The organism is Curtobacterium sp. MCLR17_051, from assembly GCF_003234395.1.
GTDB classification, from domain to species: domain Bacteria; phylum Actinomycetota; class Actinomycetes; order Actinomycetales; family Microbacteriaceae; genus Curtobacterium; species Curtobacterium flaccumfaciens.
Window position 1 is genome coordinate 1 of the sequence record NZ_QKTA01000025.1, and the last position, 24,610, is coordinate 24,610.

26 protein-coding genes are annotated in these 24,610 nt (G+C 71.7%); 11 read left to right on the forward strand and 15 right to left on the reverse strand.

Annotated elements, in window-relative coordinates; genetic code table 11:
• The first annotated feature begins 534 nt into the window (after nt 1-534).
• From DEJ06_RS16365 to DEJ06_RS16385, 5 genes are all read left to right on the forward strand, one after another.
• Nucleotides 535-1,512: an MDR family oxidoreductase gene (locus DEJ06_RS16365; protein ID WP_111040018.1), complete on the forward strand. Its 978-nt coding sequence runs from the start codon at nt 535-537 to the stop codon at nt 1,510-1,512.
• A 92-nt stretch (nt 1,513-1,604) separates the two neighbouring features.
• Nucleotides 1,605-2,273 (forward strand): GntR family transcriptional regulator, encoded by a 669-nt coding sequence (locus DEJ06_RS16370; protein WP_111040019.1) that lies wholly within the window; start codon nt 1,605-1,607, stop codon nt 2,271-2,273.
• Between the two features lie 3 nt (nt 2,274-2,276).
• Nucleotides 2,277-3,599: a hypothetical protein gene (locus DEJ06_RS16375; RefSeq protein WP_111040020.1), complete on the forward strand. Its 1,323-nt coding sequence runs from the start codon at nt 2,277-2,279 to the stop codon at nt 3,597-3,599.
• Nucleotides 3,596-4,393, forward strand: a complete 798-nt coding sequence (locus DEJ06_RS16380) for an ABC transporter ATP-binding protein (protein ID WP_111040021.1) — start codon at nt 3,596-3,598, stop codon at nt 4,391-4,393. The genes DEJ06_RS16375 and DEJ06_RS16380 overlap by 4 nt, the downstream gene beginning before the upstream one ends.
• A gap of 99 nt (nt 4,394-4,492) precedes the next feature.
• On the forward strand, nt 4,493-5,140 hold the full coding sequence (locus DEJ06_RS16385) for a hypothetical protein (RefSeq protein WP_111040022.1): 648 nt from the start codon (nt 4,493-4,495) through the stop codon (nt 5,138-5,140).
• A 48-nt stretch (nt 5,141-5,188) separates the two neighbouring features.
• On the opposite strand, the gene hemL is transcribed toward DEJ06_RS16385, so the two are convergent.
• The 11 genes from hemL to hemE form a co-directional block, all read right to left on the reverse strand.
• Nucleotides 5,189-6,520 (reverse strand): glutamate-1-semialdehyde 2,1-aminomutase, encoded by a 1,332-nt coding sequence (gene hemL, locus DEJ06_RS16390; protein WP_111028754.1) that lies wholly within the window; start codon nt 6,518-6,520, stop codon nt 5,189-5,191.
• Nucleotides 6,517-7,572 (reverse strand): porphobilinogen synthase, encoded by a 1,056-nt coding sequence (gene hemB, locus DEJ06_RS16395; RefSeq protein WP_258372529.1) that lies wholly within the window; start codon nt 7,570-7,572, stop codon nt 6,517-6,519. Before hemB ends, hemL begins: the two co-directional genes overlap by 4 nt.
• Nucleotides 7,569-8,150 (reverse strand): uroporphyrinogen-III synthase, encoded by a 582-nt coding sequence (locus DEJ06_RS16400; RefSeq protein WP_258372530.1) that lies wholly within the window; start codon nt 8,148-8,150, stop codon nt 7,569-7,571. Before DEJ06_RS16400 ends, hemB begins: the two co-directional genes overlap by 4 nt.
• Before the next feature lie 258 nt (nt 8,151-8,408).
• Complete coding sequence (gene hemC / locus DEJ06_RS16405) at nt 8,409-9,461, reverse strand: hydroxymethylbilane synthase (protein WP_232536557.1); 1,053 nt, start codon at nt 9,459-9,461, stop codon at nt 8,409-8,411.
• Nucleotides 9,458-10,690: a ferrochelatase gene (locus DEJ06_RS16410; protein WP_110863600.1), complete on the reverse strand. Its 1,233-nt coding sequence runs from the start codon at nt 10,688-10,690 to the stop codon at nt 9,458-9,460. Before DEJ06_RS16410 ends, hemC begins: the two co-directional genes overlap by 4 nt.
• Complete coding sequence (hemQ, locus tag DEJ06_RS16415; protein WP_175330816.1) at nt 10,687-11,454, reverse strand: hydrogen peroxide-dependent heme synthase; 768 nt, start codon at nt 11,452-11,454, stop codon at nt 10,687-10,689. The genes DEJ06_RS16410 and hemQ overlap by 4 nt, the downstream gene beginning before the upstream one ends.
• A 68-nt stretch (nt 11,455-11,522) precedes the next feature.
• Nucleotides 11,523-11,753 (reverse strand): DUF3618 domain-containing protein, encoded by a 231-nt coding sequence (locus DEJ06_RS16420; protein WP_071404475.1) that lies wholly within the window; start codon nt 11,751-11,753, stop codon nt 11,523-11,525.
• A gap of 50 nt (nt 11,754-11,803) precedes the next feature.
• Nucleotides 11,804-12,262 (reverse strand): phage holin family protein, encoded by a 459-nt coding sequence (locus DEJ06_RS16425; protein ID WP_071404474.1) that lies wholly within the window; start codon nt 12,260-12,262, stop codon nt 11,804-11,806.
• Nucleotides 12,259-12,513: a hypothetical protein gene (locus DEJ06_RS16430; RefSeq protein WP_017887727.1), complete on the reverse strand. Its 255-nt coding sequence runs from the start codon at nt 12,511-12,513 to the stop codon at nt 12,259-12,261. Before DEJ06_RS16430 ends, DEJ06_RS16425 begins: the two co-directional genes overlap by 4 nt.
• Before the next feature lie 100 nt (nt 12,514-12,613).
• Nucleotides 12,614-13,930, reverse strand: coding sequence for an NAD(P)/FAD-dependent oxidoreductase (locus DEJ06_RS16435; RefSeq protein WP_111040025.1), 1,317 nt, complete (start codon nt 13,928-13,930; stop codon nt 12,614-12,616).
• Nucleotides 13,927-15,063, reverse strand: coding sequence for a uroporphyrinogen decarboxylase (gene hemE / locus DEJ06_RS16440; RefSeq protein ID WP_111040026.1), 1,137 nt, complete (start codon nt 15,061-15,063; stop codon nt 13,927-13,929). The genes DEJ06_RS16435 and hemE overlap by 4 nt, the downstream gene beginning before the upstream one ends.
• Before the next feature lie 38 nt (nt 15,064-15,101).
• On the opposite strand from hemE, the gene DEJ06_RS16445 reads away from it, so the two are divergent.
• On the forward strand, nt 15,102-16,424 hold the full coding sequence (locus DEJ06_RS16445; protein ID WP_111040027.1) for a glutamyl-tRNA reductase: 1,323 nt from the start codon (nt 15,102-15,104) through the stop codon (nt 16,422-16,424).
• A 35-nt stretch (nt 16,425-16,459) separates the two neighbouring features.
• Complete coding sequence (locus DEJ06_RS16450) at nt 16,460-16,858, forward strand: NUDIX domain-containing protein (protein ID WP_111040028.1); 399 nt, start codon at nt 16,460-16,462, stop codon at nt 16,856-16,858.
• Nucleotides 16,859-16,947: 89 nt separating this feature from the next.
• Here DEJ06_RS16450 and DEJ06_RS16455 read toward each other — a convergent pair whose 3' ends face one another.
• Nucleotides 16,948-17,223 carry a hypothetical protein gene (locus DEJ06_RS16455; RefSeq protein ID WP_111022401.1) on the reverse strand — a complete coding sequence of 92 codons (276 nt, stop codon included), beginning with the start codon at nt 17,221-17,223 and terminating at the stop codon, nt 16,948-16,950.
• Between the two features lie 99 nt (nt 17,224-17,322).
• Here DEJ06_RS16455 and DEJ06_RS16460 point away from each other — a divergent pair, with 99 nt between their 5' ends.
• Complete coding sequence (locus tag DEJ06_RS16460; protein WP_111040029.1) at nt 17,323-17,994, forward strand: DUF4232 domain-containing protein; 672 nt, start codon at nt 17,323-17,325, stop codon at nt 17,992-17,994.
• A gap of 114 nt (nt 17,995-18,108) precedes the next feature.
• On the opposite strand, the gene DEJ06_RS16465 is transcribed toward DEJ06_RS16460, so the two are convergent.
• From DEJ06_RS16465 to DEJ06_RS16475, 3 genes are all read right to left on the reverse strand, one after another.
• Nucleotides 18,109-20,319, reverse strand: coding sequence for an MMPL family transporter (locus DEJ06_RS16465; protein WP_111040030.1), 2,211 nt, complete (start codon nt 20,317-20,319; stop codon nt 18,109-18,111).
• Between the two features lie 135 nt (nt 20,320-20,454).
• Nucleotides 20,455-21,114 carry a response regulator transcription factor gene (locus DEJ06_RS16470; RefSeq protein WP_111022404.1) on the reverse strand — a complete coding sequence of 220 codons (660 nt, stop codon included), beginning with the start codon at nt 21,112-21,114 and terminating at the stop codon, nt 20,455-20,457.
• A complete protein-coding gene (locus DEJ06_RS16475; protein ID WP_111040031.1) occupies nt 21,111-22,277 on the reverse strand; it encodes a sensor histidine kinase in 1,167 nt (388 codons plus the stop codon). The genes DEJ06_RS16470 and DEJ06_RS16475 overlap by 4 nt, the downstream gene beginning before the upstream one ends.
• Before the next feature lie 129 nt (nt 22,278-22,406).
• On the opposite strand from DEJ06_RS16475, the gene DEJ06_RS16480 reads away from it, so the two are divergent.
• The 3 genes from DEJ06_RS16480 (at nt 22,407) to DEJ06_RS16490 (ending at nt 24,580) form a co-directional block, all read left to right on the forward strand.
• Nucleotides 22,407-22,601: a hypothetical protein gene (locus DEJ06_RS16480; RefSeq protein ID WP_111040032.1), complete on the forward strand. Its 195-nt coding sequence runs from the start codon at nt 22,407-22,409 to the stop codon at nt 22,599-22,601.
• 174 nt (nt 22,602-22,775) lie between these two features.
• Nucleotides 22,776-23,195, forward strand: coding sequence for a GNAT family N-acetyltransferase (locus DEJ06_RS16485; RefSeq protein ID WP_111040048.1), 420 nt, complete (start codon nt 22,776-22,778; stop codon nt 23,193-23,195).
• A gap of 59 nt (nt 23,196-23,254) precedes the next feature.
• Nucleotides 23,255-24,580, forward strand: coding sequence for a hypothetical protein (locus DEJ06_RS16490; protein ID WP_111040033.1), 1,326 nt, complete (start codon nt 23,255-23,257; stop codon nt 24,578-24,580).
• Nucleotides 24,581-24,610: the final 30 nt, after the last annotated feature.

Genomic DNA, 24,610 nt, shown 5'->3' on the forward strand with positions numbered 1-24,610 from the left:
GGGGCAGGGGCCGGGCTGTTTCGGGCGTACCGGGTCGAATCGGGCGTACCTGGTCGGTTGTTCTGCCCCGGTACGCCCGAATCCACCAGGCATCGCGCACGTTCTGGGAAAGAACGGGCATGCCGAGTCGCCCGCCGACTCTGCGCCGGGTCAGATCGGGCGTCCCTGGTCAGAACGGGCGTACCTGGTCAGATGTTCTGCCCAGGAACGCCCGAATCCACCAGGCATCGCACGCGTTCTGGGAAAGAACGGGCATGCCGAGGCGCCCGCCGACTCTGCGCCGGGTCAGATCGGGCGTCCCTCGTCGGATCGGGCGTCCCTCGTCGGATCGGGCGTACCTGGTCAGATCGGGCGTACCTGGTCGGATGTTCTGCCCCGGTACGCCCGAATCCACCAGCCATCGCGCACGTTCTGGGAAAGAACGGGTACGCCGACGGACCCGCCGACTCTGCGCCGGGTCAGATCACCAGGCATCGCGCGCGTTCTGGGAAAGAACGGACCGAAGGCCGGGAGGCCCGGGGTAGCGTCCGGCGCATGACCCGCGCCGTCCTCGTGTCCAGTGCAGCCCCGCCCACCGTCACCGACGTCGACCTGCCGGATCCGGCCGAGGGCGAGGCCCTCGTCGACGTCACGTACTCGAGCGTCAACTACAAGGACGGCCTGGCCCTCGCGCGGAACCCCGGTGTCGCCCGGCTCGACCCACTGGTGCCGGGGATCGACGTCGTCGGCACGGTGTCGGGGCTCGGGCCGGGTGTGCACGAGGTCGCGATCGGTGACCGGGTGGTGCTGAACGGCGCCGGCCTGGGTGAGACCCGGCACGGGGGCTGGGCAACGCAGGCCGTGGTGCCGTCCGGGTCGCTCGTCGTGCTGCCCGAGGCGATCGACGACTCGTTCGCGGCGGCCATCGGCACCGCGGGGTTCACGGCGATGCTCAGTGTGCTGGCGTTGGAGCGCTTCGTCGCGCCGGACGACGGGCCGGTGCTGGTGACCGGGGCATCCGGCGGGGTCGGCACCGTGGCGATCGCGCTCCTCGCGGCGCGCGGGTACCGGGTCACGGCGTCGACCGGTCGCGCAGCCAACACGGACTCGCTCCGCCGACTCGGGGCCACCGAGGTGGTCGACCGCGGCACCCTGTCCGAGCCGGGCAAGCCGATGCAGCGTGCCACCTGGGCCGGAGCGGTGGACAGCGTCGGCGGGGCCACGCTGGCGAACGTGCTGGCATCGACCCGGTGGGGTGGTGCCGTCACAGCGTGCGGGCTGGCGCAGGACTCCGCACTGCCGACGACCGTGCTGCCGTTCATCCTGCGGTCGGTGTCGCTGCTCGGGATCAACTCCGTCGACGCCCCGCTCGAGCTCCGTCGTCGGGCGTGGGACCGACTGGCGACCGACCTCGACGCGGCGCTCCTGGCGGACGTCACCCGCACGGTGACGCCCGAGCAGGCCATCGCGGTGGGGGCCGAGGTCGTCGCGGGACGGGTGCACGGACGCACGGTCGTCGCCGTCACGGGCTGATCCGGCGTGCTTTCCGAGCGATTCATTTAGCAAACGTTTGCATATTGGCACGCTAGGATTTCGAGTGTCGATTTCGTCCTCGAGGAGATGACATGCCGGTCCCCAAGTCCACCGTGGAGAGCTCTCCCCGGAAGCTCCTGCGCGACGTCGTGTACGACAAGATGCTCGCGGCCCTCCGCGACGGCACACTGCAGCACGGCGAGCGCCTGAACGACGACGAGCTGGTCCAGTGGCTGGGTGTGAGTCGCACCCCGATCCGCGAGGCGATCGCGAAGCTCGTCGACATCGGCCTGGTCGAGATGGAGGCGAACCGGTACACCCGCGTCGCCACCCCGACCTTCGAGGACTGGGTCACCGCGACCCGCGCGACCGCCGGGTTCTTCGAGCTCAGCCTGCGCTGGGGCGTCCCCGAGTACAGCGACGAGGACGTCGAGGCCCTCAGCACGCTGCTCGACAAGGCCGACCGCATGCGCAAGGTGCGGGACTACGGCTTCAGCGGCGCCCTCAACGAGATCATCGAGTTCGCGGTCGAGCACTCCGGCAACCCCCTGGTGCAGAACGCCGCGGTCGGTGCCATGGAGCGGGTCCGCTTCACACTCAACCCCACGCCGGCGTTCGAGCAGTACGGGTCCGAGGCGTTCTTCTCGATCCTGCGCGAAGCACTCACCGAGCGCGACGGCGAAGGCGCTGCCGAGGCCGGCCGCGCCCTCACTCGCAACTTCGAACAGCACATCGAGGCGGTCCGCGCCGACCGCGGCTGACCCGTGGTCGTCGGCGAGTGGGGTGACGCCGACCCCTGGGCGGCGGCGAACGACGACGCCTACGCGTCCCTGCTCGCCCACGTCCGGACCGGCCCCCGCGGGCCCGTGGCCGTCGACCTCGAAGCACTGAGCTGGGAGTGGGGCACGTCCCGCGGCCGCGTCCGTGCAGCGGCCGCTCGGCTCGAGGACCTCGGCATCCTGTCCCGGAGCCCGGACGGCACGTGGTGGTACGAGGAGCTCTCGGACGCCGACCTCTCGGACACACTGGACTTCTGGGTGTCCCTGGTCGGCCCGGCCCTCCGCGCGACGATCCCGGCGCTCACCCCGGAGTTGCACGCCGAGCTCGATCGCCGGGTCGCGCGGGCTCGCACCACCGCTGCCCTCCGGCTGCCGGAGTACCCGACAGCGTTCTCCGCCGCCTGCCAGTTCTGGTTCGAGCACTCCCCGAACACCCTGGTGCGCAGCCTGGGCCTGCGTGCGTTCGAGCGGATGCGATGGGCACGCGTCCCCACCCAGACCTGGTCGGTCCACGACGTGCACGCGTGGTTCGTGACCACCGGCCGTGCCGTGGGCACCGGCGACCCGGCAGTCGCGACCACCGCGGCAGAGGTCATCGACGGGCTGTTCGAGATCCACCGGCGGAACGTCGGGGTCCCGCGGACGAGCCGCTCGGCGGACGACACCACCGAACAGCGTGTCGGCCCGGTCGGCCGCGCCCTGCTCCGCGACGTCCGCTCCGACGCATTGGCGGTCGGGTCCAGGCACACGCTCGAGGACCTCGTGACACGGACCGGTGCTCCACCCGAGCAGGTCCTCGACGGGCTGCGCTGGCTGCACGACCTCGGGCTCGTCGAGGACGACGGCGGTCGGTACCGCGTCGTGGAACCGTCGCTCGCGACCTGGCGCGACACCATGGAACTGCTCCCCGGCGTCTTCACGCACGGTGCCGTCCACGTCCTGCCCGGCCTGCAGGGACCCGCGCTCGAGGAGTTCCGCGCGCTCGTCGAACGGGCGCGGGCGGACGGCCAGGTGCGCGACCACCGGTACACGGAGAGCGCGTTCGCCGTCACCCGGTTCCTGGCCGAGCAGTCCGGCAACCGCTGGACGCGGCAGGCCCTCCGCCTCTCGATGGCCCGGCTCGCCTACGCGCTGCCCGAGGCCCCGGCGTTCCGGCAGTGGGACGCTGAAGCGCTCTGGCTGGCGCTCGACTCAGCGGCCGGCAGCGGAGACGTCGGTGCCGCCCGGGCCGCGGCCCGCCGGTTCGTCGACGTCGCACGGGCGCACGTGGACGACGTCACGGCCCGGTGGGGCACGATGGGGTCATGACCGACCCGCACGACGACGTCCTGATCCACGCCACCGGGGTCCGCGTCACGCGCTCCGGCCGCGACCTGCTGCACGACGTCGACCTGACCGTCCGGCGCGGGGAGCACTGGGCGCTGCTCGGACCGAACGGCGCCGGCAAGTCCACGCTGCTGGCCGTCCTCGGCGCGACCGGACACCCCACCGCCGGCACGGTCGAGGTCCTCGGCCGCCGGCTCGGACGCGTCGACGTCCGCGAACTCCGGGAGCACATCGGCCACGTCGACCCCCGGCACCGGATGCTCTCGCCGCTCACGGTGCTCGAGACGGTCCTGACCGGGCTGACCGGCACGACGGACCTCATGATGCGGTGGGACCCCTCGGCCGAGCAGGTCGCGCTGGCCGAGCAGCACATCGCCGACGTCGGACTCACCGCTCGACGGGACGCCCGCTGGCCGGTGCTCTCGCAGGGTGAGCGGGGACGCGCCCTCATCGCCCGTGCCCTGATGTCCGAACCCCAGCTGCTCCTGCTCGACGAACCGGCGACCGGGCTCGACGTCGCCGCACGGGAGCACCTGCTCGAGACCGTCGACGCGCTGCGGCACCGGCATCCCGAGCTGGGCAGCGTCATGGTGACCCACCACCTGGAGGACCTGCCGGCCTCGACATCGCACGCAATGCTGCTCCGCGACGGTGCCGTCGTGGCCCAGGGAACCTCGGACGAGGTCATCACGTCGTCGGCGGTGTCGCACGCGTTCGACTTCCCGCTCGCGATCCTGCGGTCGGAAGGGCGCTGGGCGGCACGCCGATCCGCCTGACGCGTGCTTGAATGGCTGTTCAGTGTCCGCGGCCCGTGTCGGGGAGGGACCCGGCACCGCACCACGGTGTCACGCCGCGGACCGTCACCAGGGGGAACCATGACGAACACGCCGCCGCCCTACCCGGGGTCCGAGCCGCAGCCGAACGACGGGCAGCCGAACGCCGGCCAGCCGAACGGCCAGCAGTACCCGCAGCAGCCCGTCGGCCAGCCCCAGCAGCAGCCCGCCGGCCAGCCCTACACGCAGCAGCAGCCCGCCGGCCAGCCGTACGCCCAGGCCGCTCCCGCCGGAGCCGCTCCCTACGCTCCCCCGCCCAAGTCGTCGTCCTCCCGCGGCAAGCGCGTCCTCATCTCGGTGCTCGGCGTCGTCGTTGCCGTGGTGGTGGCGTTCCTCGTCCGCCAGGGCCTCAACGCGGCCTTCAGCGACTCCACGGAAGAGAAGGTCTCGAAGGCCGTCGAGCAGATCCGCGAGCAGAGCGACCTGCCCAAGCAGGTCGACTCCGTCACGACGTGGACCGGGATCGAGGCCGAGGGCGCCGCGATCCACTACGACTACACGGTGTCGTCGAACGTCGATCCGGCCTCGATCACCGAGGGGGCCATCCGCGACGCCGTCGGGCCGAACCTCTGCTCGAACAGCGAGACGAAGAAGCTCCTCGACGAGGACGTCGACATGCGGTACACGTACAAGTTCGAGGGCTCGTCGAAGACCGTCGACACGACCTTCACGAAGGCCGACTGCTCCTGAGCCCCGACGCCCGTCACGCGGGCGCGGCGGCAGCAGCCTCCGCGCCCGTCACACGGTCGCGGCGGCAGCAGCCTTCGCGGCCGCGGGCAGGGCGTCGAGGATCCGTCCGACGGCACGGTCGTCGTGTGCGGCCGTGACGAACCACGCCTCGAAGACGCTCGGCGGCAGGGTCACCCCGGCGTCGAGCATCGCGTGGAAGAACGGCGCGTAGCGGAACACGTCCTGCGCCCGCACGTCGTCGTAGTTCCGCGGTGCCTGCTCGGTGAACGCGAACGAGAACAGGTTGCCGGCGCGCTGCACGGTGTGGGCGACGCCCTCGGCCGACAGGGCCTCCGACGTGGCCGCGGAGATGACGGCAGCGGTACCGTTCAGCGACTCGTACACCGACGGCGTCGCGGCCCGCAGCGTGGCGATGCCGGCGGCGACGGCCAACGGGTTCCCCGACAGGGTCCCCGCCTGGTACACCGGCCCGAGCGGGGCGAGGAAGTCCATGACCTCGCGCCGTCCGCCGAGTGCGGCGAGGGGCATGCCACCGCCGATGACCTTGCCGAACGTGATGAGGTCGGGCTTCCACCCGGCACCGTCCGGCACGACCTTCGACGCCTCGAGGCCCCACCAGCCGGCAGCGCCGACGCGGAACCCGGTCAGGACCTCGTCGACGATGAGCAGCGCGCCGTGCGACCGGGTGATCTGCGCCAGTGCCCGGTTGAAGCCGCGCTCCGGTGCCAGGACGCCCATGTTCGCGGCGGCCGACTCGACGATGACGGCGGCGATGCGCTCGGAGTGCTCGTCGAAGGCCCGGCGGACGGCGTCGAGGTCGTTGTACGGCAGCACGAGGGTCTGCGCGGCGGTCTCGGCGGTGATGCCCGCACTGCCCGGCATCGCCAGGGTCGCGACGCCCGAGCCGGCCTCGGCCAGCAGGGAGTCCGAGTGCCCGTGGTAGTGCCCGGCGAACTTCACGAGCAGGTCGCGACCGGTGTAGCCACGGGCCAGCCGGATCGCGGTCATCGTGGCCTCGGTGCCGGTCGACACCATGCGGAGCTTCTCGATGGGGCCGTCGCCGTCCACCGACACCCGCTGCTTCACGAGTTCGGCCAGCTCGGTCTCCCCCGGGGTCGACGCCCCGAACGACAGTCCGCGCGCGGCGGCCTGCTGCACGGCCTCGACCGTGCCGGGGTGGGCGTGCCCGAGGATCGCGGGACCCCACGACGCGACGAGGTCGACGTACTCGCGACCCTCGGCGTCGGTGACGTAGGCGCCCTTCGCGGACACCAGGAACCGCGGGGTGCCGCCGACCGACCCGTAGGCGCGGACCGGGGAGTTCACGCCACCCGGGATCGCGTTCTTGGCACGGCCGAAGAGCTGGTCGTTCGTGGTCATTCGGGGGCCTTCCCGGTCGAGGCGATGCCGGCGACGTCCGCGGTGCTGCCCGAGGTGCGGAGGCCCGCTTCCTCGTTGAGCTTCCGCGCGATGTCGACGGCGAAGTAGGTCAGGATCGCGTCGGCACCGGCGCGCTTGATGCCGACGAGCGACTCCATCGCGGCGGCGTCGCGGTCGATCCACCCGTTCTGCGCTGCTGCGGTGATCATCGCGTACTCGCCGGAGATCTGGTACGCCCAGACCGGCACAGGCGAGGTCGCAGCGGTCTCGGCGAGCACGTCGAGGTAGCTCATCGCCGGCTTCACCATCACGATGTCGGCGCCCTCGTCGACGTCGAGCTCGACCTCGCGGAGCCCCTGCCGACCGTTCGCGGCGTCGATCTGGTACGTCCGGCGGTCGCCGACGAGTGACGACGACACGGCCTCGCGGAAGGGACCGTAGAACGCCGAGGCGTACTTGGCGGCGTAGGCGAGCAGCGCGGTGCCGCTGTGCCCGGCGCCGTCGAGGGCGTCACGTGCGGCGGCGATCTGGCCGTCCATCATGCCGCTCATGCAGACCAGCTCGGCACCGGCTTCGGCCTGTGCGACCGCCATGTCGCGGTAGCGCAGCAGGGTGGCGTCGTTGTCGACGGAGCCGTCGGCGGCGAGCACACCGCAGTGTCCGTGGTCGGTGAACTCGTCGAGGCACAGGTCGGACTGCACCACGAGGGCATCCCCCACCTCCTGCCGAGCGACGCGGATCGCCACGTTGAGGATCCCGTCCGGGTCGGTCGCGCCGGAGCCCTCCGCGTCCTTCGTGGTCGGCACGCCGAACAGGTTCACGCCACCCACACCCACCGATGCGGCGTCGACCAGCGCGCGGCGGAACGAGTCGAGGGAGTGCTGCTGCACCCCCGGCATGCTCGAGATGTCCACGGCGTCGGTCGCGCCTTCGCGGATGAACATCGGCAGCACGAGCTCGGCGGGGTGGAGCCGGGTCTCGGCCACGAGTCGTCGCATCGCGGGGGTGGCGCGCAGCCGACGGGGGCGGACCTGGGGGAAGCGTCCAGTCACGGGTGACCTTCCTGGTGGGGGGTGGTTGGGTTCAGTGCCTCGACGACGGCGTCGAGCAGGGCTTCTGCGGACCGGGTGCGTCCGACGGCGTGCACGGGGAGTCCGGCCGCACGGGCGTCGGTCGCGGTCCCGGGGCCGATGCAGGCCACGATGGTGCGGGGGTCGAGCGGGGTCATCCGGCGGGCGATCTCGCGGGCGACGCTGCCGCTCGTCACGAGCACCGCAGCGGGCGCCGTCTCGAGGGTGATCGGCTCGTCGCCGGTCCCCACGGTACGGTACGCGACCACGTCGTCCACGTCGATGCCGCGGGCACGGAGGCCGTCGACGAGCGTGGGTGCCGCGATCTCGGAGCGGGGGAACAGCACGGTGCCGTCGGTGTCCGGAAACTCCTGCACCAGGCCGGCTGCGGACGTCTCGTCCGGCACCAGGTCGACGACCCAGCCCGCAGCGCGCGCGGCACGGGCGGTCGGCTCGCCGACCGCGGCGACGCGCACCCCGGCCGGGAGGCCCGCCATGCGTTCCGACAGGACCGTCACGGCCGTCGCACTGGTCACCACCACCCACGCATAACCAGCCACAGGGGTTCGGTCACCGACAGGACCGGGTGATCCGTTCCTCCCGGCCGCCCCGGAGGCGACCAGGCGGCGGACCGCAGCATCGAGCGCGGAAGGGTCGGACGGCGGAGCGTCCGTGATGAGGGGGACGACGACGGGCGCGAGCCCTCGGGCCCGCGCCGCTTCGGCGACCCGGTCCCCCCACGCACCGCCACGCGGGACGAGGACGACCGGGGGTCGCGCCTCGTCCGTCGCGGTGGTGGAGGGTTCCGTGGTGACCGCCTACTCGGCCGGCGTCGCGAGGCCGGGGCCCGCGGTGTACGGCCCGTCCGTGGTGTCCTCGGCGACGGTGGTCGCCAGGTCGGCGAGGTCAGCGGCGCCGTTCTCGAGCAGCTCGGTCGCCACACGGCCACCGACCGCGAGTGCTTCGTCGAGACGCTCCTGCGCCGAGCCGTCGAGCACGGCCGCGTGCGACGCGGTGCGGTACTCGGTGCCGTCGGGGCGGTAGACGGTCGCGGACACGAGCAGGAGCTCGGCGTCCACGACGGCCGTCGCACCGATCGGGGCGGAGCAGCCGGCCTCGAGCTTGGCGAGGACCTCGCGCTCGGCCGTCACCGTCAGGCGCGTGGGGGCGTGCTCGATCTTGCGGAGTGCGGCGAGCAGCCCACGGTCGGTCTCGTCCGAGCGGATCTCCACCGCGAGCGCACCCTGTCCGGGAGCACTCGGCCAGAAACCGAGGTCGAGCAGTTCCGTGGCGGCCGACAGGCGGTCGATGCGCCCGAGGCCGGCGGCGGCGAGCACCACGGCGTCGAGGTCGTCGTCCACCCGGCCGAGGCGGGTGTCGATGTTGCCGCGGATGTCGACCACGTCGAGGTCGGGGCGCTGCGCACGGAGCTGCGCGGCACGGCGGGGCGAGCCGGTGCCGACCTTCGCGCCCTCGGGCAGGGTGTCGACGGTGGCGCCGTTCCGGGCGACGAGGACGTCACGGGCGTCCGCACGCTTCGGCACGGCACCGATCGTCAGGCCCGGGTACGGCGCGGTCGGCAGGTCCTTGAGCGAGTGCACGAGCACGTCGACCTCGCCCGCGACGAGCGCTTCACGCAGGGCGCTGGCGAAGACACCGGTGCCGCCGAGCGAGGCCAGGGAGGCACGGTTCGTGTCGCCCTCGCTCGTGACGGTGACGAGCTCGACGGGGCGGCCGGCCGCCTTCGCCAGGCGGTCGGCGACGTCCTGCGACTGCGCGACCGCGAGCCGGCTGGCACGGGTGCCGAGCCGGATCGGGGTCGGGCCGTCGGGCCCTGTGGCGCTGGGGTCGTTCACGGTCGTGTCGGTCACGGAGCGACGCCCGCGGCGGCGGGCTTGAACCCCGCTCGCACGTTCTCGCAGCACCCCGGACGGCACACGTCGTACCAGGGGCCGATGTCGGTCATGTGCGGGCGCTCGGCCTTGGGCGTGCCGTTGACCCGCTCGAGCACCAGGTCGACGAGACCGGACACGTAGGCCGGGTCGATGCCGGGGGTCTGCGTGCGGAGCGACCAGAAGCCGAGCTCACCGGCGGTCTCGGTGGCTTCCTCGTCGAGGTCCCACATGACCTCCATGTGGTCGCTGACGAAGCCGAGCGGGACGATCAGCACGGCACGGGTCGGGCCGCCCTTGAGGTCCTCGTTCATGTAGTCGTTGATGTCGGGCTCGAGCCACGGCTGCGTCGGGGGGCCGGAGCGCGACTGGTAGACGAGCTTCCAGGCGGGCTTCGACGTGCCCTGCAGGTGGGCGTGCTCGGGCTGCTCGAGGAGCTCGGCCCAGGCCTGGTCGAGGACGACCTCGCCGACGGCCAGGTGCTGCGCCTCGTACGCGCCGTGCTCGTCGAACCCGCGGTAGTCGGGGCCCGAGCGGGCGGCGTCGGTCGAGGGGATCGAGTGCGTCGAGAAGAGCACCTGCAGCTCGGTCGCGACGTCGAGGCCTTCGTTCTCGGCGATCGCGCGGGCCATGCCGTCGCGGACGCCGTCGATGAACGGGCGGACGAAGCCCGGGTGGTCGAAGAACTGGCGGACCTTGTCGATCTGGATGGTGTCGATCAGACCGGTCTCGTTGAGCACGCGGGCGTAGTCCTCGCGGTACTGCCGGCAGCTCGAGAACGACGAGTACGCGCTCGTGGCGATGGCGACGAGCTTCGTGTAGCCCTTGTCCGCCGCCTCGGTGAAGGCCTGCTCCAGGTACGGCTCCCAGTTGCGGTTGCCCCAGAGGACCGGCATGTCGATGCCGCGCGACGCCAGCTCGGCCTCGAGCGCGGCCTTCAGCGCACGGTTCTGCGCGTTGATCGGGCTCACGCCGCCGAAGTGGCGGTAGTGGTGCGCCACCTCTTCCAGGCGCTCGTCCGGGATCCCGCGTCCGCGGGTGACGTTGCGCAGGAAGGGGATGACGTCGTCCTGGCCCTCGGGGCCGCCGAAGCCGGCGAGCAGGATCGCGTCGTACGCGGTCGGCGTCTCGACGTGCTCGGGACCGGACGCCGCCGCGGGGGTGGCGGCGAGGACCTGGCCGTTCGTGATCATGCTGGTGTCGGTCATGACAGCACCTCCGGGAGTTCGGCGGTCGTCACGCGACGACCCGTGAAGAAGGGGACCTCTTCGCGCACGTGCATGCGCGCTTCGGTGTAGCGGAGATCGCGCATCAGGTCGACGAGGTCGACGAGGTCCGGGCTCTCGAGCGGCAGGATCCACTCGTAGTCACTCAGGGCGAAGGTCGCGATGGTGTTCGTGAGCACGCGGCGGTACTTCGCGCCGGCGATCCCGTGGTCGCGGAGCATCTTCGAGCGCTCCTCTTCCGGCAGCAGGTACCACTCGTAGGAGCGGACGAACGGGTACACCGTGATCCACGCCTCGGGGTCCTTGCCGCGCAGGAACGCGGGGGTGTGCCGCTTGTTGAACTCGGCCTCGCGGTGCATGGCCATGACGTGCCAGACCGGCTCGGCGTCCTGGAACAGGCCGGTGCGACGGATCTCGCGCAGCACGGCCTGGATGGCCTGCGCGTCGTCGCCGTGCAGCCAGACCATGACGTCGGCGTCGGCACGGAAGGCCGAGACGTCGTAGAAGCCACGGATCGTGACCCCGCGCTCGGCGGCGCTGGCGATCACGGTGTCGAGTTCGGCCACGGCGTCGTCGCCGACGCGGTGGACCGGACCGAGGGGCCGGCGGAACACTGCCCAGAGGGCGTAGGCCGTCAGCAGGTTCGGGTCGATCCCGGAGTCCGGCTGACCGGTCTCGGCGGGTTCCGTGTGGGGGTGGTCGTGCGCGGGCACGGGCCCGGTGTTCGTGGGCGCGTCGGAGCTCATGGATCCATTGTCCTATCGGTTGCCAGGGTGTTGGCCGCCCCGCATCCGGTGGACCGCGCTCGGGCGGTCTACCGCCGTCGGAGCACCAGCACGACGATACCCCCGACCACCGCTACGCCGGCTGCGAGACCGGCCAGGTAGGGCACCGGCTTCTCGTCGAGGCCGCGCTTGAACTTCGACGCCGCGATCCCGATCTGCTTCGGGACGTTGAGCTTGTCCTCGATCGCGTCGAGGGTGTCGAACAGCTGGGCGCGGGTCGCGGCGACGCGAGCAGCGAGATCGTCGTGCGGGTCGGTCACGGTTCCTCCGTCGATGGTGCGGCTGTCGGGGCTGTCGGGGCTGTCGGAGCTCAGGAGCGGCCGTCGACGTCCGGCTTGCGGCTGCCGTACTGCGTCGGCGGGGTCGGCTTCTTGCCGAGGCCCTTGACCGCGTTGATGTCGTCCTTGACGCTGGCGATCGTGCGCTTCGGCGTGATCGGCAGGCCCTTCTTCAGGCGCTTCCAGCCGATCAGGCCGAGGATCGCGGCGATGATCAGCATCACCACGGCCACCACCAGTGCGGCCAGCCACGCCGGCATCACGGTCGCGAGGCCCATCACGGCTGCGGTCAGCAGGACGCCGATCGCGTAGAGCACGACGACGAGCGCACCGACCAGCAGACCGGCTGCGAGGCCGAAGATCTTCGCCTTCGCGAGCATCTCGGCCTTGAGCAGGTCGATCTCGCCCTTGACCAGGCCCTTGACGAGCTTCGGGACGTCGCCGACCAGGCCGAACAGCGAACGCGACTTGCGATCGCGGGTGTCGGTCATGAGGTGGTGGTGTCCTTCTTCTGGCCGACCTTGCGGACGGCCTTCTTGGTCGTCTCACCGATGAACTCGGCGACGTCCGGGGTCTTGTCGGCGATGAAGTCCTCGGCGACGTGCACGCCCTTCTGGACGCCGTTGCTGTTCCAGACCTTGCCGCTGACGGTCTTGATCTGCTCGTACCGCGCCCGTCCGGCTCGCGATCCCAGGACGTACCCGAGTGCGGCGCCGGCGACGAACAGGAGCTTTCCGCGCATGTGCGATTCCTCCGTGCATTGGTTGTGCGGTGGTCATGCACCGAACGGAATACGTCCGGCGGTCTCACCAACAGTAGCCCTCAGGGGCTGCGCGGTCCGCTCAGGAACCGAGGATCTCGTCGGCTGCCTTCCGAGCGGCGCCGATGATGCCCGCCAGGCCGCGTCCGGTCGAGGCCTCGCCGATCCCGACGACGCCCTCGGCCAGCCCGGCCGCGGTGAGGTCCGGTCCGTACCAACCGACGCGTGCGGCTCCGCTGACGCGGTCGGCCGTGATCGTCACACCGAGCAGCGTGGACGCGTCCTGCAGCGCACGGCTGCCGACGGGGTCGGTCGGGTCGACCGGGAGGCTCGTGGCCACGCCCGCAGGGTCCGTCGCGGTGGTCGCGTAGCTGAGCCGCAGGACGTGGCGTCCGTCCGCCACGTCGGCCAGCCACGGCCACTTCACCGTCGCGTGCGTGAGGGCCTTCGCCGACACGGCCTGCGCGTCCGGGTGCACGAGCATCCCGGTGCCTCGCGGGGCGGCGTCGAGCTCGGGCTGGTCGACGACGAGCGTGACGAGCTGGATGCCCGTCCGGTCGGGAGCAGCGGCACGCTCCGGGTCGGCGACGGAGGACAGGGTGTGCTGGGCCGGCAACCGTTCGGTCGTGCCGTCGGCGCCGACGATCTCGACCGCGTGCGCCTCGATGCGGGTCGCCCGGGTGTGCAGCCGGACGTCCACCCCGTAGGTCGCCATGTCGGCGACGAGCTCGTCCACCAGGCGCACCGTCCCACCGCGGATCCCCTGCACCGGGGTGCCGGCGGCCGCGCGTGCCCGCAGCGACAGGACGGCCCGGGCGAGCGAGCCCTCGCGCAGCAGCGCGGCGCGCAGGCCCGGGGCCACCCGGTCGGGGTCGAGCTGGTCGGGGTGGGTGGAGTGCACCCCACCGGCGATCGGCACCACGAGGTCGTCGAGCACCCGCTCCCCCATGCGCCGGCGGACGAGTTCGCCGAGCGAGGAGGCCTTGGCGCCCACCGGTGCCGGCAGCAGCGAGTCCATCTGGGCGCGCAGGCCGCCCTTCTGCCCGACCACGGCCAGCACGTCGGCGGCCATCGGGGTGCTCGGGATGCCGAGGAGTCCGGTCGCCGGGATCGGGGAGGTCCGGCCGTCGCGGGTCATCAGCCAGGCGCCGCGGGGGTCGGGGGCGACGACGTCGTTGCCGAGCCCGAGCTCAAGCGCCAGGCGGCCGACGGCGTCCGTGCGGGTGGCGAAGGAGTCCGCCGCCATGTCGAGGTCGATCCCGCCGACGGTGTGCCGACGGATCATGCCTCCGAGCGCACCCGAGGACTCGACGAGCACCACGTGGGCGCCGCCCTTGGCGAGGTCACGGGCGGTGACGAGCCCGGCGATCCCGCCGCCGACCACGACGACGTCGGTCACGCGCCGGCTCCGTCCTGCGCTGCACCGTCGTCCGCGCGGCCGTCGCCGAGCGAGTGGACCAGCTCGACCACCCGGGTCAGGACGTCCGGGTCGGTCTCGGGCGGGACCCCGTGGCCGAGGTTCACGACGTGGGCCCGTGCGGCGCCGCCCCGACGGACGACGTCGCGGACGTGCGCTTCGAGGACGTCCCACGGTGCCGAGAGCATCGCCGGGTCGATGTTGCCCTGCACGCTGACCCCGGTGCCGACACGCTGGACCGCCTGGTCGAGCGGCAGGCGCCAGTCGACCCCGACCGCGTCGACGCCGACGGTGTCCGTGCCGAAGGTCGTCATGTCGGCCAGGACCTCGCCGCTGCCGACGCCGAAGTGGATGCGCGGCACCCCGAGCTCGGCGACGTGCGACATCGCCTGCGCGGAGTGCGGTGCGACGGACCGGACGTAGTCGGCGCGGGAGAGCGACCCGACCCACGAGTCGAAGAGCTGCACGGCCGAGGCCCCGGCGAGCACCTGTGCCCGGAGGAACATCCCGGACACCTCGGCGGCCCAGGCGAGCAGCCGCGACCAGGTCTCGGGGTCGGCGTGCATGAGCGTGCGGGCGCGGATGTGGTCCTTGGACGGGCCGCCCTCGACCAGGTAGGCGGCGAGGGTGAACGGCGCCCCCGCGAAGCCGATCAGCGGGGTGTCGCCGAGCTGGTCGACCGTGCGTCGGACGGCCTGCTCGATGGGGGCGAGGGCCGCGGGGTCGAGCTGCTCGAGGGCGTCGACGTCGGCGGGGGTCCGGATCGGCGACGAGAGCACCGGGCCACGACCGGGGACGATCTCGACGTCCACACCGGCGAGCTTGATCGGCACGACGATGTCGCTGAAGAAGATGCCCGCATCGACCCCGTGCCGGCGGACCGGCTGCAGGGTGATCTCCGACGCCATCTCCGGGTCGAGGCACGCGTCGAGCATGGCTGTGCCGATCCGAAGCTCCCGGTACTCCGGCAGGGACCGTCCGGCCTGCCGCATGAACCACACCGGGAGCGTCTCCGGACGGTCACCCCGCAGGGCCCGCACCAGGCGGGAACCACTCGTCCGCCCTGATGCCAGGGGGTGGGAGTCGGGGAGGGATGTGGTCGTCGCTTCGGTCACCGGATGATTCTCCCATCGAGCGCGTTACCATTGACTACGTGCTCATCTGTCTCACGGCGTCGCATCGCAACGCCAGCTTCGATCTCCTGGAGCGACTGAGCATCGGTGCACCCGCGGCAGCCAGCCGACTCGTCACGGATGCCGGCGTCCTGGACGGTGCAGTGGTCCTCGCGACCTGCAACCGTTTCGAGGCGTACCTCGACATCGCGGGCGACGAGAGCGAGTCCGCCGTCTCCGCCACCGTGCAGGCCGTGGCCGCCGCGAGCGACCTGGACGCTACCGAGGTCCTGGACTCGGTCAACGTGCTGGACGGCAAGGACGTCGTGCAGCACCTGTTCGCCGTGTCGAGCGGTCTCGAGTCCGTCGTCGTCGGCGAGACCGAGATCTCCGGCCAGGTCCGTCGCTCGCTCGAGGACGCCCGGTCGAACGGCACCACCACCTCGGACCTCGAGCGCCTGTTCCAAGAGGCCGCGCACACCTCGCGCGGCGTCAAGACCCGCACCCGCATCGGTGCCGCCGGCCGGTCCCTCGTGCGCCTCGGCCTCGAACTCGCCTCGTCGCGGGTCACCGACTGGGCCCGCACCCGCGTGCTGCTCGTCGGCACCGGCAGCTACGCGGCCACCACCATCGCCGCCCTGCGTGACCGTGGCGCCACGAACATCCAGGTCTTCTCGCCCTCGGGCCGGGCGCCCTGGTTCGCCGCCAAGCACGACCTCGTCGCCGCCCGTGACCTGCGCCAGGCCATCGGCGAGAGCGACGTCCTGATCACCTGCACCTCGAGCGAGGTCCCGGTCGTCGCACCGGCCGACCTCGACGACGGGGTCCGCCGCATCGTCATCGACCTCGGGCTCCCCCGCAACGTCGACCCCGCGGCCGCCGGTGTCGACGGCGTCGAACTGCTCGACCTCGAGACGATCAGCATCCACGCCCCGATCTCCGAGCTGAACGCCGAGTCCGAGGCCCGCGCGATGGTCGACGACGCCGTGTCCCGGTTCCGCGCGCAGGCGATGGAGCAGTCGACGACCCCGGCGCTCGTGGCGTTCCGCAAGCACGTGTTCGACATCCTCGACGACGAGATCGAGCGGGCCAAGCGCCGCGCGGACGCCGACGGCGAGTCCGTCGAGCACACCGAGCGGGCGCTCCGGCACCTGGTCGGCGTCCTGCTGCACCGTCCCTCGGTCCGCGCTCGTGAGCTCGGTCGCGCCGGTCGCGGCGAGGAGTTCGTCGGGGCGATCGACTCCCTGTACGGCGTCCGGCCGGAGGCCGAGCCGGAGTTGCCGTCGCCCGTCGTCCCGCTGGCCGACCGCACGGCACTGGACCCGATCGCCTCGGATCGCGACGACCAGGCGGACGCGAGCTGAGCCTCCAGACAGGCTCGCAACCACCCACGCTGCGCGTGAGTGCGCTGCTGCTGGTGCGTGACCGACGTGTCCTGATGGTGCGCGCCCGGGCGCGCGACGTGCTCTACCTGCCCGGCGGCAAGGCGGAGCCGCACGAGACCGACGTCGAGGCCGCCGTGCGCGAGGCCTACGAGGAGACCGGCCTGCGGCTCACCGCCGACGACGTCGACCCGTTCGGCGTCGTGCTCGAGCCCGCCCACGGGCAGGCTCCGGGGACCATGGTCGCGATGACGCTGTTCCTGGTCCGGCCGGGAGGCCCGCTGGACTCCGCCACGCCCGTCGCCTCCGCCGAGGTGGACGAGGTCGAGTGGGTCACCTCCGCCGACGCGGACCGCTGCCCGCCTGCGGGCATGGAGACGCTCCGCCGCCTGGTGGCGGCGGAGCTGATCGACTGACCGTCAGGCGCAGAGCGACGACGCAGAGGAGCCCATACTCAAGGATGAGTACTCATCCTTGAGTATGGGCTCGCATCGGCTCGGGTTCGTCAGGCCTTGTCGGTGTCGGTGTACTCCCCGACCTCGCCGTTCTGGGCCGGCTCGGCCTCGCCGGGGATGTCCGAGTCGACGTACTCGCCGTCGGGTCCGGTTCCGGTCGGACGCGTCTCGCCGGGGATGTCGCTCGAGACGAACTCGCCGACGGGCTCCGTCGACTCGACGTGCTCGTCGCCCGGGATCTCGCTGTCCGTGAAGGCTCCGGCGCGGGGTTCGACCCCGTCCGCGCGACCCTCGTCGCCTCGTGCCTGTTCGTGCTTGCCCGTCATGTCCGACCTCCGCTGCTCGGGTTGCTTGCCTCGGAGTGTGCCCGTGGTCCCTGGACGCCGACCGAACCGGATGCGGCGTTCGGTGGTTGCCTGTGCACCATGCAACGCAGCAGCCGATCGAAGTTCCTGCTCGTCGTGACCGGGCTCGTCGCCGTCGGGACACTGGCGGGGTGCGCCTCGGACGGGCAGCCCGCAGCCACCGAGACCGTCACGGCGCCCGCACCGTCGCCGTCCGCGTCGGCGTCCACCCCGCAGTCGTCGGAGGAGTCCGCCTCGGCGGCACCGTCCTCCGGGTCCGGTTCTGGGCCGTCCACCGGTTCGTCTTCCGGCGACCGGTGCGCGGTGTCGTCGCTCGCCGGACGCATCGAGGCCGGCAGTGGTGGTGCCGCCGGCAGCGTCATCGTGCACCTGGTGCTCGAGAACACCGGGTCGACGACCTGCACCGTGCAGGGGTGGCCCGGCGTCTCGTTCGTCGGGGGCGGCAGCGGCAAGCAGATCGGAGCGGCGGCCGTCGCGGAGAAGAGCTCCCCGCACCCGACCGTCACACTCGCTCCCGGCAAGACCGCCGTGGCACCGCTGAAGATCGTCCGGGCCGAGAACTACTCGGCGGGCGACTGCTCGCCCAAGACCCCGGACGGCTTCCGCGTGTACCCGCCCGGGTCGAAGCAGTCCCTATTCGTGAAGGACACCGACTACCAGGCATGCGCGTCGGCCGATGCCTCACTGCTGTCCGTGCAGGCGTTCGTGCCGGAGGGGCAGGCGACCTCGTAGCGGTCAGCCGGCCGGTCTCGGCGGGTCCCGAGCACGGGCTGCTGCCGCCACGGACGGAGCCGTCCCGCTGCGATCGCAGCGGGACGGCTCCTTCGGTCTTGACGTGCTGACCGACTAGCTGACCGGCACCGGGACGGCCCCGGTCCCCCGGTCGGGCTCGGGAGCCCGGTCGAGTCCGTGTCCCTCGGTGTCCAGGTTCGGGATGACCTTCTGCATCCACTTCGGCATCCACCAGGCTGCTTCCCCGCAGAGCGTGAGGAGCGCCGGCATGATCATCATCCGCACCATGAAGGCGTCTGCGAGGACCCCGACGAGCAGCCCGACGGCGATCGACGCGGCGACGGCCATCTCACTCGTGGCGAAGCCCGCGAAGACGACGGCCATGATCGTGGCTGCTGCGACGAGGACGGTGCCGGACTTGGTGAACCCGGAGAACACGGCGTCCTTCGGGCTCAGCCCGCGGGAGTGTTCTTCCTTCATCCGGGACACGAGGAACACCTGGTAGTCCATCGCCAGCCCGAACAGGACCCCGACCAGGATGATCGGCAGCAGGCTCAACATCGGGTCACCCTGGGGTGCGGCGATGAGCGGGTCGAGCCAGCCCCACTGGAAGATCGCGACCGATGCACCGAACGCCGCCCCGACGGAGAACAGGTACCCGAGGGTGGCGAACAGGGGCACGAGCAGGGATCGGAACATCACGATCAGGAGCAGGAACGACAGCGCGACGATCACGATGATGTAGGTGATCAGTGCCCGGTTCATCTGCGCGGTGTCGTCGAGCCCGATCGCGGTCTCGCCGGTCACCTCGACGCGCACGCCGCTGATCGCCGTGGTCTCGTCGCGGATGTCCGTGACGAGCTGCTTCGTGCTCTCGGCGATCGGACCGCCGGTCGGGATGACGGTGAGGAGTGCGGCGTCGTCGGTCTTCGTGACCTGGCCGGGGACGACGGCTTCGACGTGGTCGAGGCCCGTGATCTCGTCCTCGACCGCGGTGAGGTTGCTGGTGACGTCGTCGCCCTGCACGAGCACGAGCAACGGGGACTGGATGCCGCCGAACTCGTCGACGATCAGGTCGTAGGCCTTCCGCTCGGACGACGTCGGGTCGGAGCCACCGGGGATGTTGGAGGCCGTCTTCATGTCGAGGACCGGTGCGGCGACGAGCCCGAGGACGACGACGGCGCCGAAGAGTGCGAGCCACGGGCGTCCGGTGACGAACCTGGCCCACCCGCGGAGGAAGTTCTTGCGGTTCGCGGGACGCTGCGGGATCGGCTGGCCGGCGGCGAGGAGTTCCCGGTGCTTCCGGGGCAGGGCGCGCAACCCGAGGGTCCCCAGGATGACGGGGAGCAGCGTGAGGGCCATCAGCACCGCGATCAGGACGCTGAACGCTCCGGCGAAGCCCATCACGGTGATGACCTCGTTGCCGGTCACGACGAGACCCACGAGGGCGATGATGACGGTGAGGCCCGCGAACACGACTGCGGTGCCCGCGGTGCCGGTGGCCCGGGCGATCGCGTCGACGACGCTGCGTCCCTCGCGGAGCTCCGAGCGGAACCGGGTGAGGATGAACAGCGTGTAGTCGATCCCGACGGCGAGGCCGAGCATGGTCGCGAGCGTCAGGGTGGTCCCCTGGATCGGGTTGATCGCGGAGTACGCGAGGACACCGACCGTCCCCACGGCGACCCCGGAGATCGCGACGAGCATGTTCGCTCCGGCGGCCAGGAGCGAACCGAAGGTCAGGAACAGCACCAGGAACGCGACCAGGATCCCGATGACCTCGCCGGGACCGAAGGTGGCGTAGGTGTCACCGAACAGGTGACCGCCGACCTCGGCGTGGAAGGCAGCACGGTGGTCGGCTGCGAAGTCCAGGACGGTGTCGTACGTCTTCTCCTGGTTCGCCTCGGTGACGCCGGAGAAGGTCAGCGTGGAGATGACCGTGGTGCCGTCCTTCGAGACCATCGGGCTCCGCTGGGCGAACGGGTCCGAGACCGTCTGCACGTGCGGAAGGCTCTTCGCGTCGGCGAGGACTGCCTGCACCTCGGCGGCGGTGTCCTGGTCGGTCACCTTCGCGCCGTCTCGCGCCTGGAGGACGAGCTGCAGCGTCTTCGCGTCGCCCGACGACGAGGAACCGAGGTCGAACTTCTCGTTGACGACGGTGAGCGCCTTCGCGGCGGCGGTCTTGTTGCCGGCCGAGCCGGTGGCACTGGTGTCCATGCCGGCGGCGGTGACGGCGGTGAGGCTCGCGAAGAGCACCAACCACACGGCGACGATGATGAGCCGGTGCCGGGCGCTGAAGCGTCCGATCGCGGCGAGGACCTTGGGCATGATGCTCCCGGAGAGAAGAAGAGGAAGCCACGCGGAGACCGTCGCGGCGGGTACTCCTCAATGCTCCGAGCAACGCTCCGTCCGGCCGTCGTCCCGTCGGAGCGACGGACCTACTGCGTCCGCAGTAGGTCCTGGTCAGTCGACGAGTCCGGCGCGGTAGGCGAGGGACACCAGCTGCGCACGATCACGGACGCCGAGCTTCGCCATCGCGCGGTTGGCGTGGGTCTTCACGGTGTAGGGCGAGACGAACATCTCCCGGCCGATCCGGTCGTTGTCGCCACCGCGGGCGATCGCCACCACCACGTCGTGTTCACGCGGGGTCAGCGCTCGGAGACGTTCCTGCGCATCGGTGTCGATGACGCGGTCGGACTGGGAGCTGACCTGCGCGATGACCGCGGCCTGCGCAGCCGCGGAGAGTGCTCCACCACCGAGGACGACCTCGTTGATGCCCGCCACGAGCTCGCGGGGTCCGACGGTCTTGCCGAGGAAGCCGTTCGCACCCGCCCGGAGCGCCGAGACCACGATCTCGTCCTGCTCGAACGTCGTCAGGATGACGATGCGGAGCTGCTCGGCGGAGAACCGCTCACGGAGGCGGCGTGTGGTCTCGACGCCGTCGATCCCCGGCATCCGCACGTCCAACAGGACGACGTCGACCGTCGTCGTCTCGAGGAACCGCAGGGCCTCGAAGCCGTCGCCGGCCTCGCCGGCGACGGTGAGGTCGTCGTGCGCCTCGAGGATGGTGCGGAGCCCGACGCGGATCATCGCCTGGTCGTCGACCAGCAGGATCGTCGTCACGACAGCTTCCTTCCGTCCAGCGCCAGCACGGCGTGCACGACGAACCGATCGGGTCGTTCGTCGACGTCCAGTGTCCCGCCTGCGGCCCCGACGCGTTCGCGCATGCCCACGAGCCCGAACCCGGACCCCTGCGTCTGCTTGGTCCGCGGCGCGCGTGGGTTGTCGGAGACCACGTGGAGTCGACCCTGCTCGGCGCGGACGGTGATCGTGACCGGGCCGGTCCCGTACCGGTGTGCGTTGGTCAGGGCCTCCTGCACGACGCGGTAGACGGTGACCTCGACCACGGGGGCGACCGGTTCGTCCGGCAGCTCGACGTCAGCCACGACGTCGAGCCCGATCGACGTGAACGACGACACCAACGCGGGCAGCGAGCCCAGCCCGGCGACGGTCTGGTCCGGAGCGGCATCCCGTGACCGGAGGAGCTCGAGGATCTGCTGCGTCTCGGCGGTGACCATCCGCAACGCCTCACGCGCGTCACCTGCTGCGCGTGCCGCCGTCACCGGGTCGCGGTCGACGGTGACCTCGACCGCACCCAGGTGCATGCTCGCCACCGCGATCTGGTGACCGACGACGTCGTGCAGGTCACGGGCGATGCGGAGCCGCTCGGCGTCCACGCGTCGGCGCGCTTCGAGATCCCGTGACGCTATCGCCTCGCGGGCTTGCTCCCGTAGGGCCGACCAGTACCGGAGCTGTGCCCAGACCGCGGCCCCCGTGGCGCCGGCAGCCGCACACGCCGCGACCGCCGCCAACGCGTCGGGACTGACCAGCCCCGCACCGGACTCCACCGCGACCACGAGGTAGAGCGGCAGCGCGGTCGCGACGACCATGCGAAACGGGGCCGCACCGCGGAGGGTGACGGAGAACAGCGCGAACACCACGATCGTCCACCCCACGATCGGGTCCCACCCCTGCACCGCTGCCACCGCACAGCCGACCACGGTGAGCAGCACCCCCGGCCACGGGTACCGACGAGCCACGGCCACACCGGCGATGCCGAGCAGCACACCGACCAACGGGAAGACCCCGGCACCCGCGACGAGGACTCGGACGATCTCCACCGCTGCACCGGCCACGGCGAGACCCGCGGCCAGCTCGGGCAGGAGCGCCGGGGACCGGAGCCACCACGGGTTCGGTGGCAGCACGAGATCACCGTCGTTCGTCATCCCCCGAGTCTCCTGCCTCCACCCCGTCGACACGTACTGCGGACGCAGTAGGTTCGACGATCCGCGACGACGACGAGGCGCCGCGTCCCGATCCGGAGGATTGGCACCAATCCCACCGGAAGGCACCCCATGACGATCATCACCGCTCCCCGTTCCGCACCGACGACGCGACGGCACTCCCTCACCCGCGCACCGCAGCTCACCGCGTGGGCCGCCCTGATGGGTGTCTCCGAGGTCGTCCGCTTCGCCGGGTTCATGACCCTGCTCATCGCGATGGGCGTCGAAGCCGGCGCCCGACGCGTGATCGACCACGAGGAGGCATGAGCGTGCGTCCCATCCGCCCCGAGGACATCACGCTCCCCGACACCCGATCGATCGACATCACCGCGTTCATGCGCGAGGCCGAGTCCGGCGGAGCGGACTCCGCCGATCGCTGACGGTCGCCCCGGTGCGATCCCGAGGCCGCATCACGCGTCCGGCTCGGGCACGATGGGCACCGTGACCACCACGATCAGCGACGAACGACCGGGCACCGACGAACTGGTGGCGCTGTACGACGCCGTCGGGTGGACCGCGTACTCGCAGGACCCCGCAGCCCTCACCGCGGCGATCGCCGGTTCCCACACCGTGCTGACCGCCCGCGACGACGATGGACACCTGCTCGGCCTGGTCCGCACGGTCTCGGACGGGGTGACGATCGTGTACGTGCAGGACGTCCTCGTCCTGCCGTCCGCGCACCGGTCCGGCATCGGTGGCGCACTGCTCGACGCCGTCCTGCAGCGGTACGCCGGCGTTCGCCAGACGGTCCTGCTCACCGACGACGAGCCGGGGCAGCGAGCGTTCTACGAGTCACGTGGCCTCGTCGAGGTCCACGACGTCGAACCCCATCCGCTGCGCTCCTTCGTGCTCCTGCGCTGAGCACGGATGGGTCCCGCGACCGATTCCGCCCGCACGGCGCCGTTCCTAGACTCGGACGCATGGGGGCTCGCGCACGGACACGTTCAGCGGCAGCCCTCGCGACCGCGCTCGGCGTCGTGCTCGCCCTCGCCGCGTGCACGTCGCCACCACCGCCGGCCGGGTCGGAACCGGCGCTCGCGAAGCTCATCACCCGGGTCGAGCGGTTGCCCGGGGTCGACACGGCCGAGGGCGAGATCCGTCAGGTCGACGCGAAGGACGACCCGCAGAACTGGATCACCTCGCTCGAGGTGCAGGCCGACACGACGGACCTCGCCGTCGCCGAACGGATCCGGCACACGGCAGCGCGGGGCGTCACCGGCACGACGCTGTCGGTGACCGTGGACGTGCCCCGCGGCCGGGCGTCGGCGCCGGTCGCAGTCGACCCGATGGACCCCGACGTCGTCGACTTGGCCGGACGGCTGCGCACGGAGCCCTTCGTGCACCGGCTGTGGGCGACCCCGTCACGTTCCACGATCTGGCTCGTGCCGGGCGTCAGCTTCACCGACGCCGTCGCGCAGGCCCGTCCGATCGTCGTTGGCCACCCGGCCTCGCTGGACCGTGGTGACGTTTCGGTGGGGATCACGGCGACGCACCCCGGGCGAGCACTCCTGCGCACGATCGACGGGTTCGACCGCGACGGTGACCACGACGTCGAGGGCCTGTACTACTCACCGGGCACGACCTACGCCGACGCTGCGCAGGCACCCGCAGACGAGCACGGAGCGGCTCCCGAGCCCGAACGGCCTTCCCTGTCGATCTACGGCGACAGAACCGGTGCCGTCGCCGACGTCCTCGTCCGGACGAAGGACGAAGCCGCCGACGCGCACCGCGCTCCGCGCACCGCGTTCTCCGTCGGCATCGACGGGACGAGTGGCTGGCTCGGACTCCCCCTCGACGCCGAGAAGCCGCAGGACGCCACTGCCCCGGGCACCCCGACGTCGGGCCCGTCGCCGACCCCGTGGGTGCCCGCCGACGTCAGCGACCGGGCCGCGACGCTCCGGGCGTTCCTCGAGCGCTCGGCCGAGGCCGCCGGAGTCCCGGCGACCGTGACCACGGGCACCGAACAGTGCGCGCCGCCCGGATCGACCTGGTCACCCGATGCGACCGGCACCCGCGCGACGGCGTTCAGCATCGTGCCCGTGTTCCAGATCGTCGACGACGCGCAGGAGCCGTTCGACGCCGTGACCGCGCTGTGGACGTCGGAGGGCCTCGAGGTCAGCGGCCGGGCGATGGGGCGGGACTACTGGTCGTCGTCAACGGATGCGGACCCCGCCACGGCGAGCATCCGCGGCACCGTCGACGGGCTGAGCCTGAGCGCCGAGTCGGTCTGCGTCCCCCGGTCCTGACACGGAGACACCGCACCCGCCACGAACAGC

What these genes read in the sequence shown, in the direction of transcription:
- DEJ06_RS16365 (WP_111040018.1), top strand. Translation starts at nt 535, where the DNA reads ATGACCCGCGCCGTCCTCGTGTCCAGTGCAGCCCCGCCCACCGTCACC.
- DEJ06_RS16370 (WP_111040019.1), top strand. Translation starts at nt 1,605, where the DNA reads ATGCCGGTCCCCAAGTCCACCGTGGAGAGCTCTCCCCGGAAGCTCCTG.
- DEJ06_RS16380 (WP_111040021.1), top strand. Translation starts at nt 3,596, where the DNA reads ATGACCGACCCGCACGACGACGTCCTGATCCACGCCACCGGGGTCCGC.
- DEJ06_RS16385 (WP_111040022.1), top strand. Translation starts at nt 4,493, where the DNA reads ATGACGAACACGCCGCCGCCCTACCCGGGGTCCGAGCCGCAGCCGAAC.
- hemL (WP_111028754.1), bottom strand. Translation starts at nt 6,520, where the DNA reads ATGACCACGAACGACCAGCTCTTCGGCCGTGCCAAGAACGCGATCCCG.
- DEJ06_RS16410 (WP_110863600.1), bottom strand. Translation starts at nt 10,690, where the DNA reads ATGACCGACACCAGCATGATCACGAACGGCCAGGTCCTCGCCGCCACC.
- hemQ (WP_175330816.1), bottom strand. Translation starts at nt 11,454, where the DNA reads ATGAGCTCCGACGCGCCCACGAACACCGGGCCCGTGCCCGCGCACGAC.
- DEJ06_RS16425 (WP_071404474.1), bottom strand. Translation starts at nt 12,262, where the DNA reads ATGACCGACACCCGCGATCGCAAGTCGCGTTCGCTGTTCGGCCTGGTC.
- DEJ06_RS16430 (WP_017887727.1), bottom strand. Translation starts at nt 12,513, where the DNA reads ATGCGCGGAAAGCTCCTGTTCGTCGCCGGCGCCGCACTCGGGTACGTC.
- DEJ06_RS16455 (WP_111022401.1), bottom strand. Translation starts at nt 17,223, where the DNA reads ATGACGGGCAAGCACGAACAGGCACGAGGCGACGAGGGTCGCGCGGAC.
- DEJ06_RS16460 (WP_111040029.1), top strand. Translation starts at nt 17,323, where the DNA reads ATGCAACGCAGCAGCCGATCGAAGTTCCTGCTCGTCGTGACCGGGCTC.
- DEJ06_RS16465 (WP_111040030.1), bottom strand. Translation starts at nt 20,319, where the DNA reads ATGCCCAAGGTCCTCGCCGCGATCGGACGCTTCAGCGCCCGGCACCGG.
- DEJ06_RS16475 (WP_111040031.1), bottom strand. Translation starts at nt 22,277, where the DNA reads ATGACGAACGACGGTGATCTCGTGCTGCCACCGAACCCGTGGTGGCTC.
- DEJ06_RS16480 (WP_111040032.1), top strand. Translation starts at nt 22,407, where the DNA reads ATGACGATCATCACCGCTCCCCGTTCCGCACCGACGACGCGACGGCAC.
- DEJ06_RS16490 (WP_111040033.1), top strand. Translation starts at nt 23,255, where the DNA reads ATGGGGGCTCGCGCACGGACACGTTCAGCGGCAGCCCTCGCGACCGCG.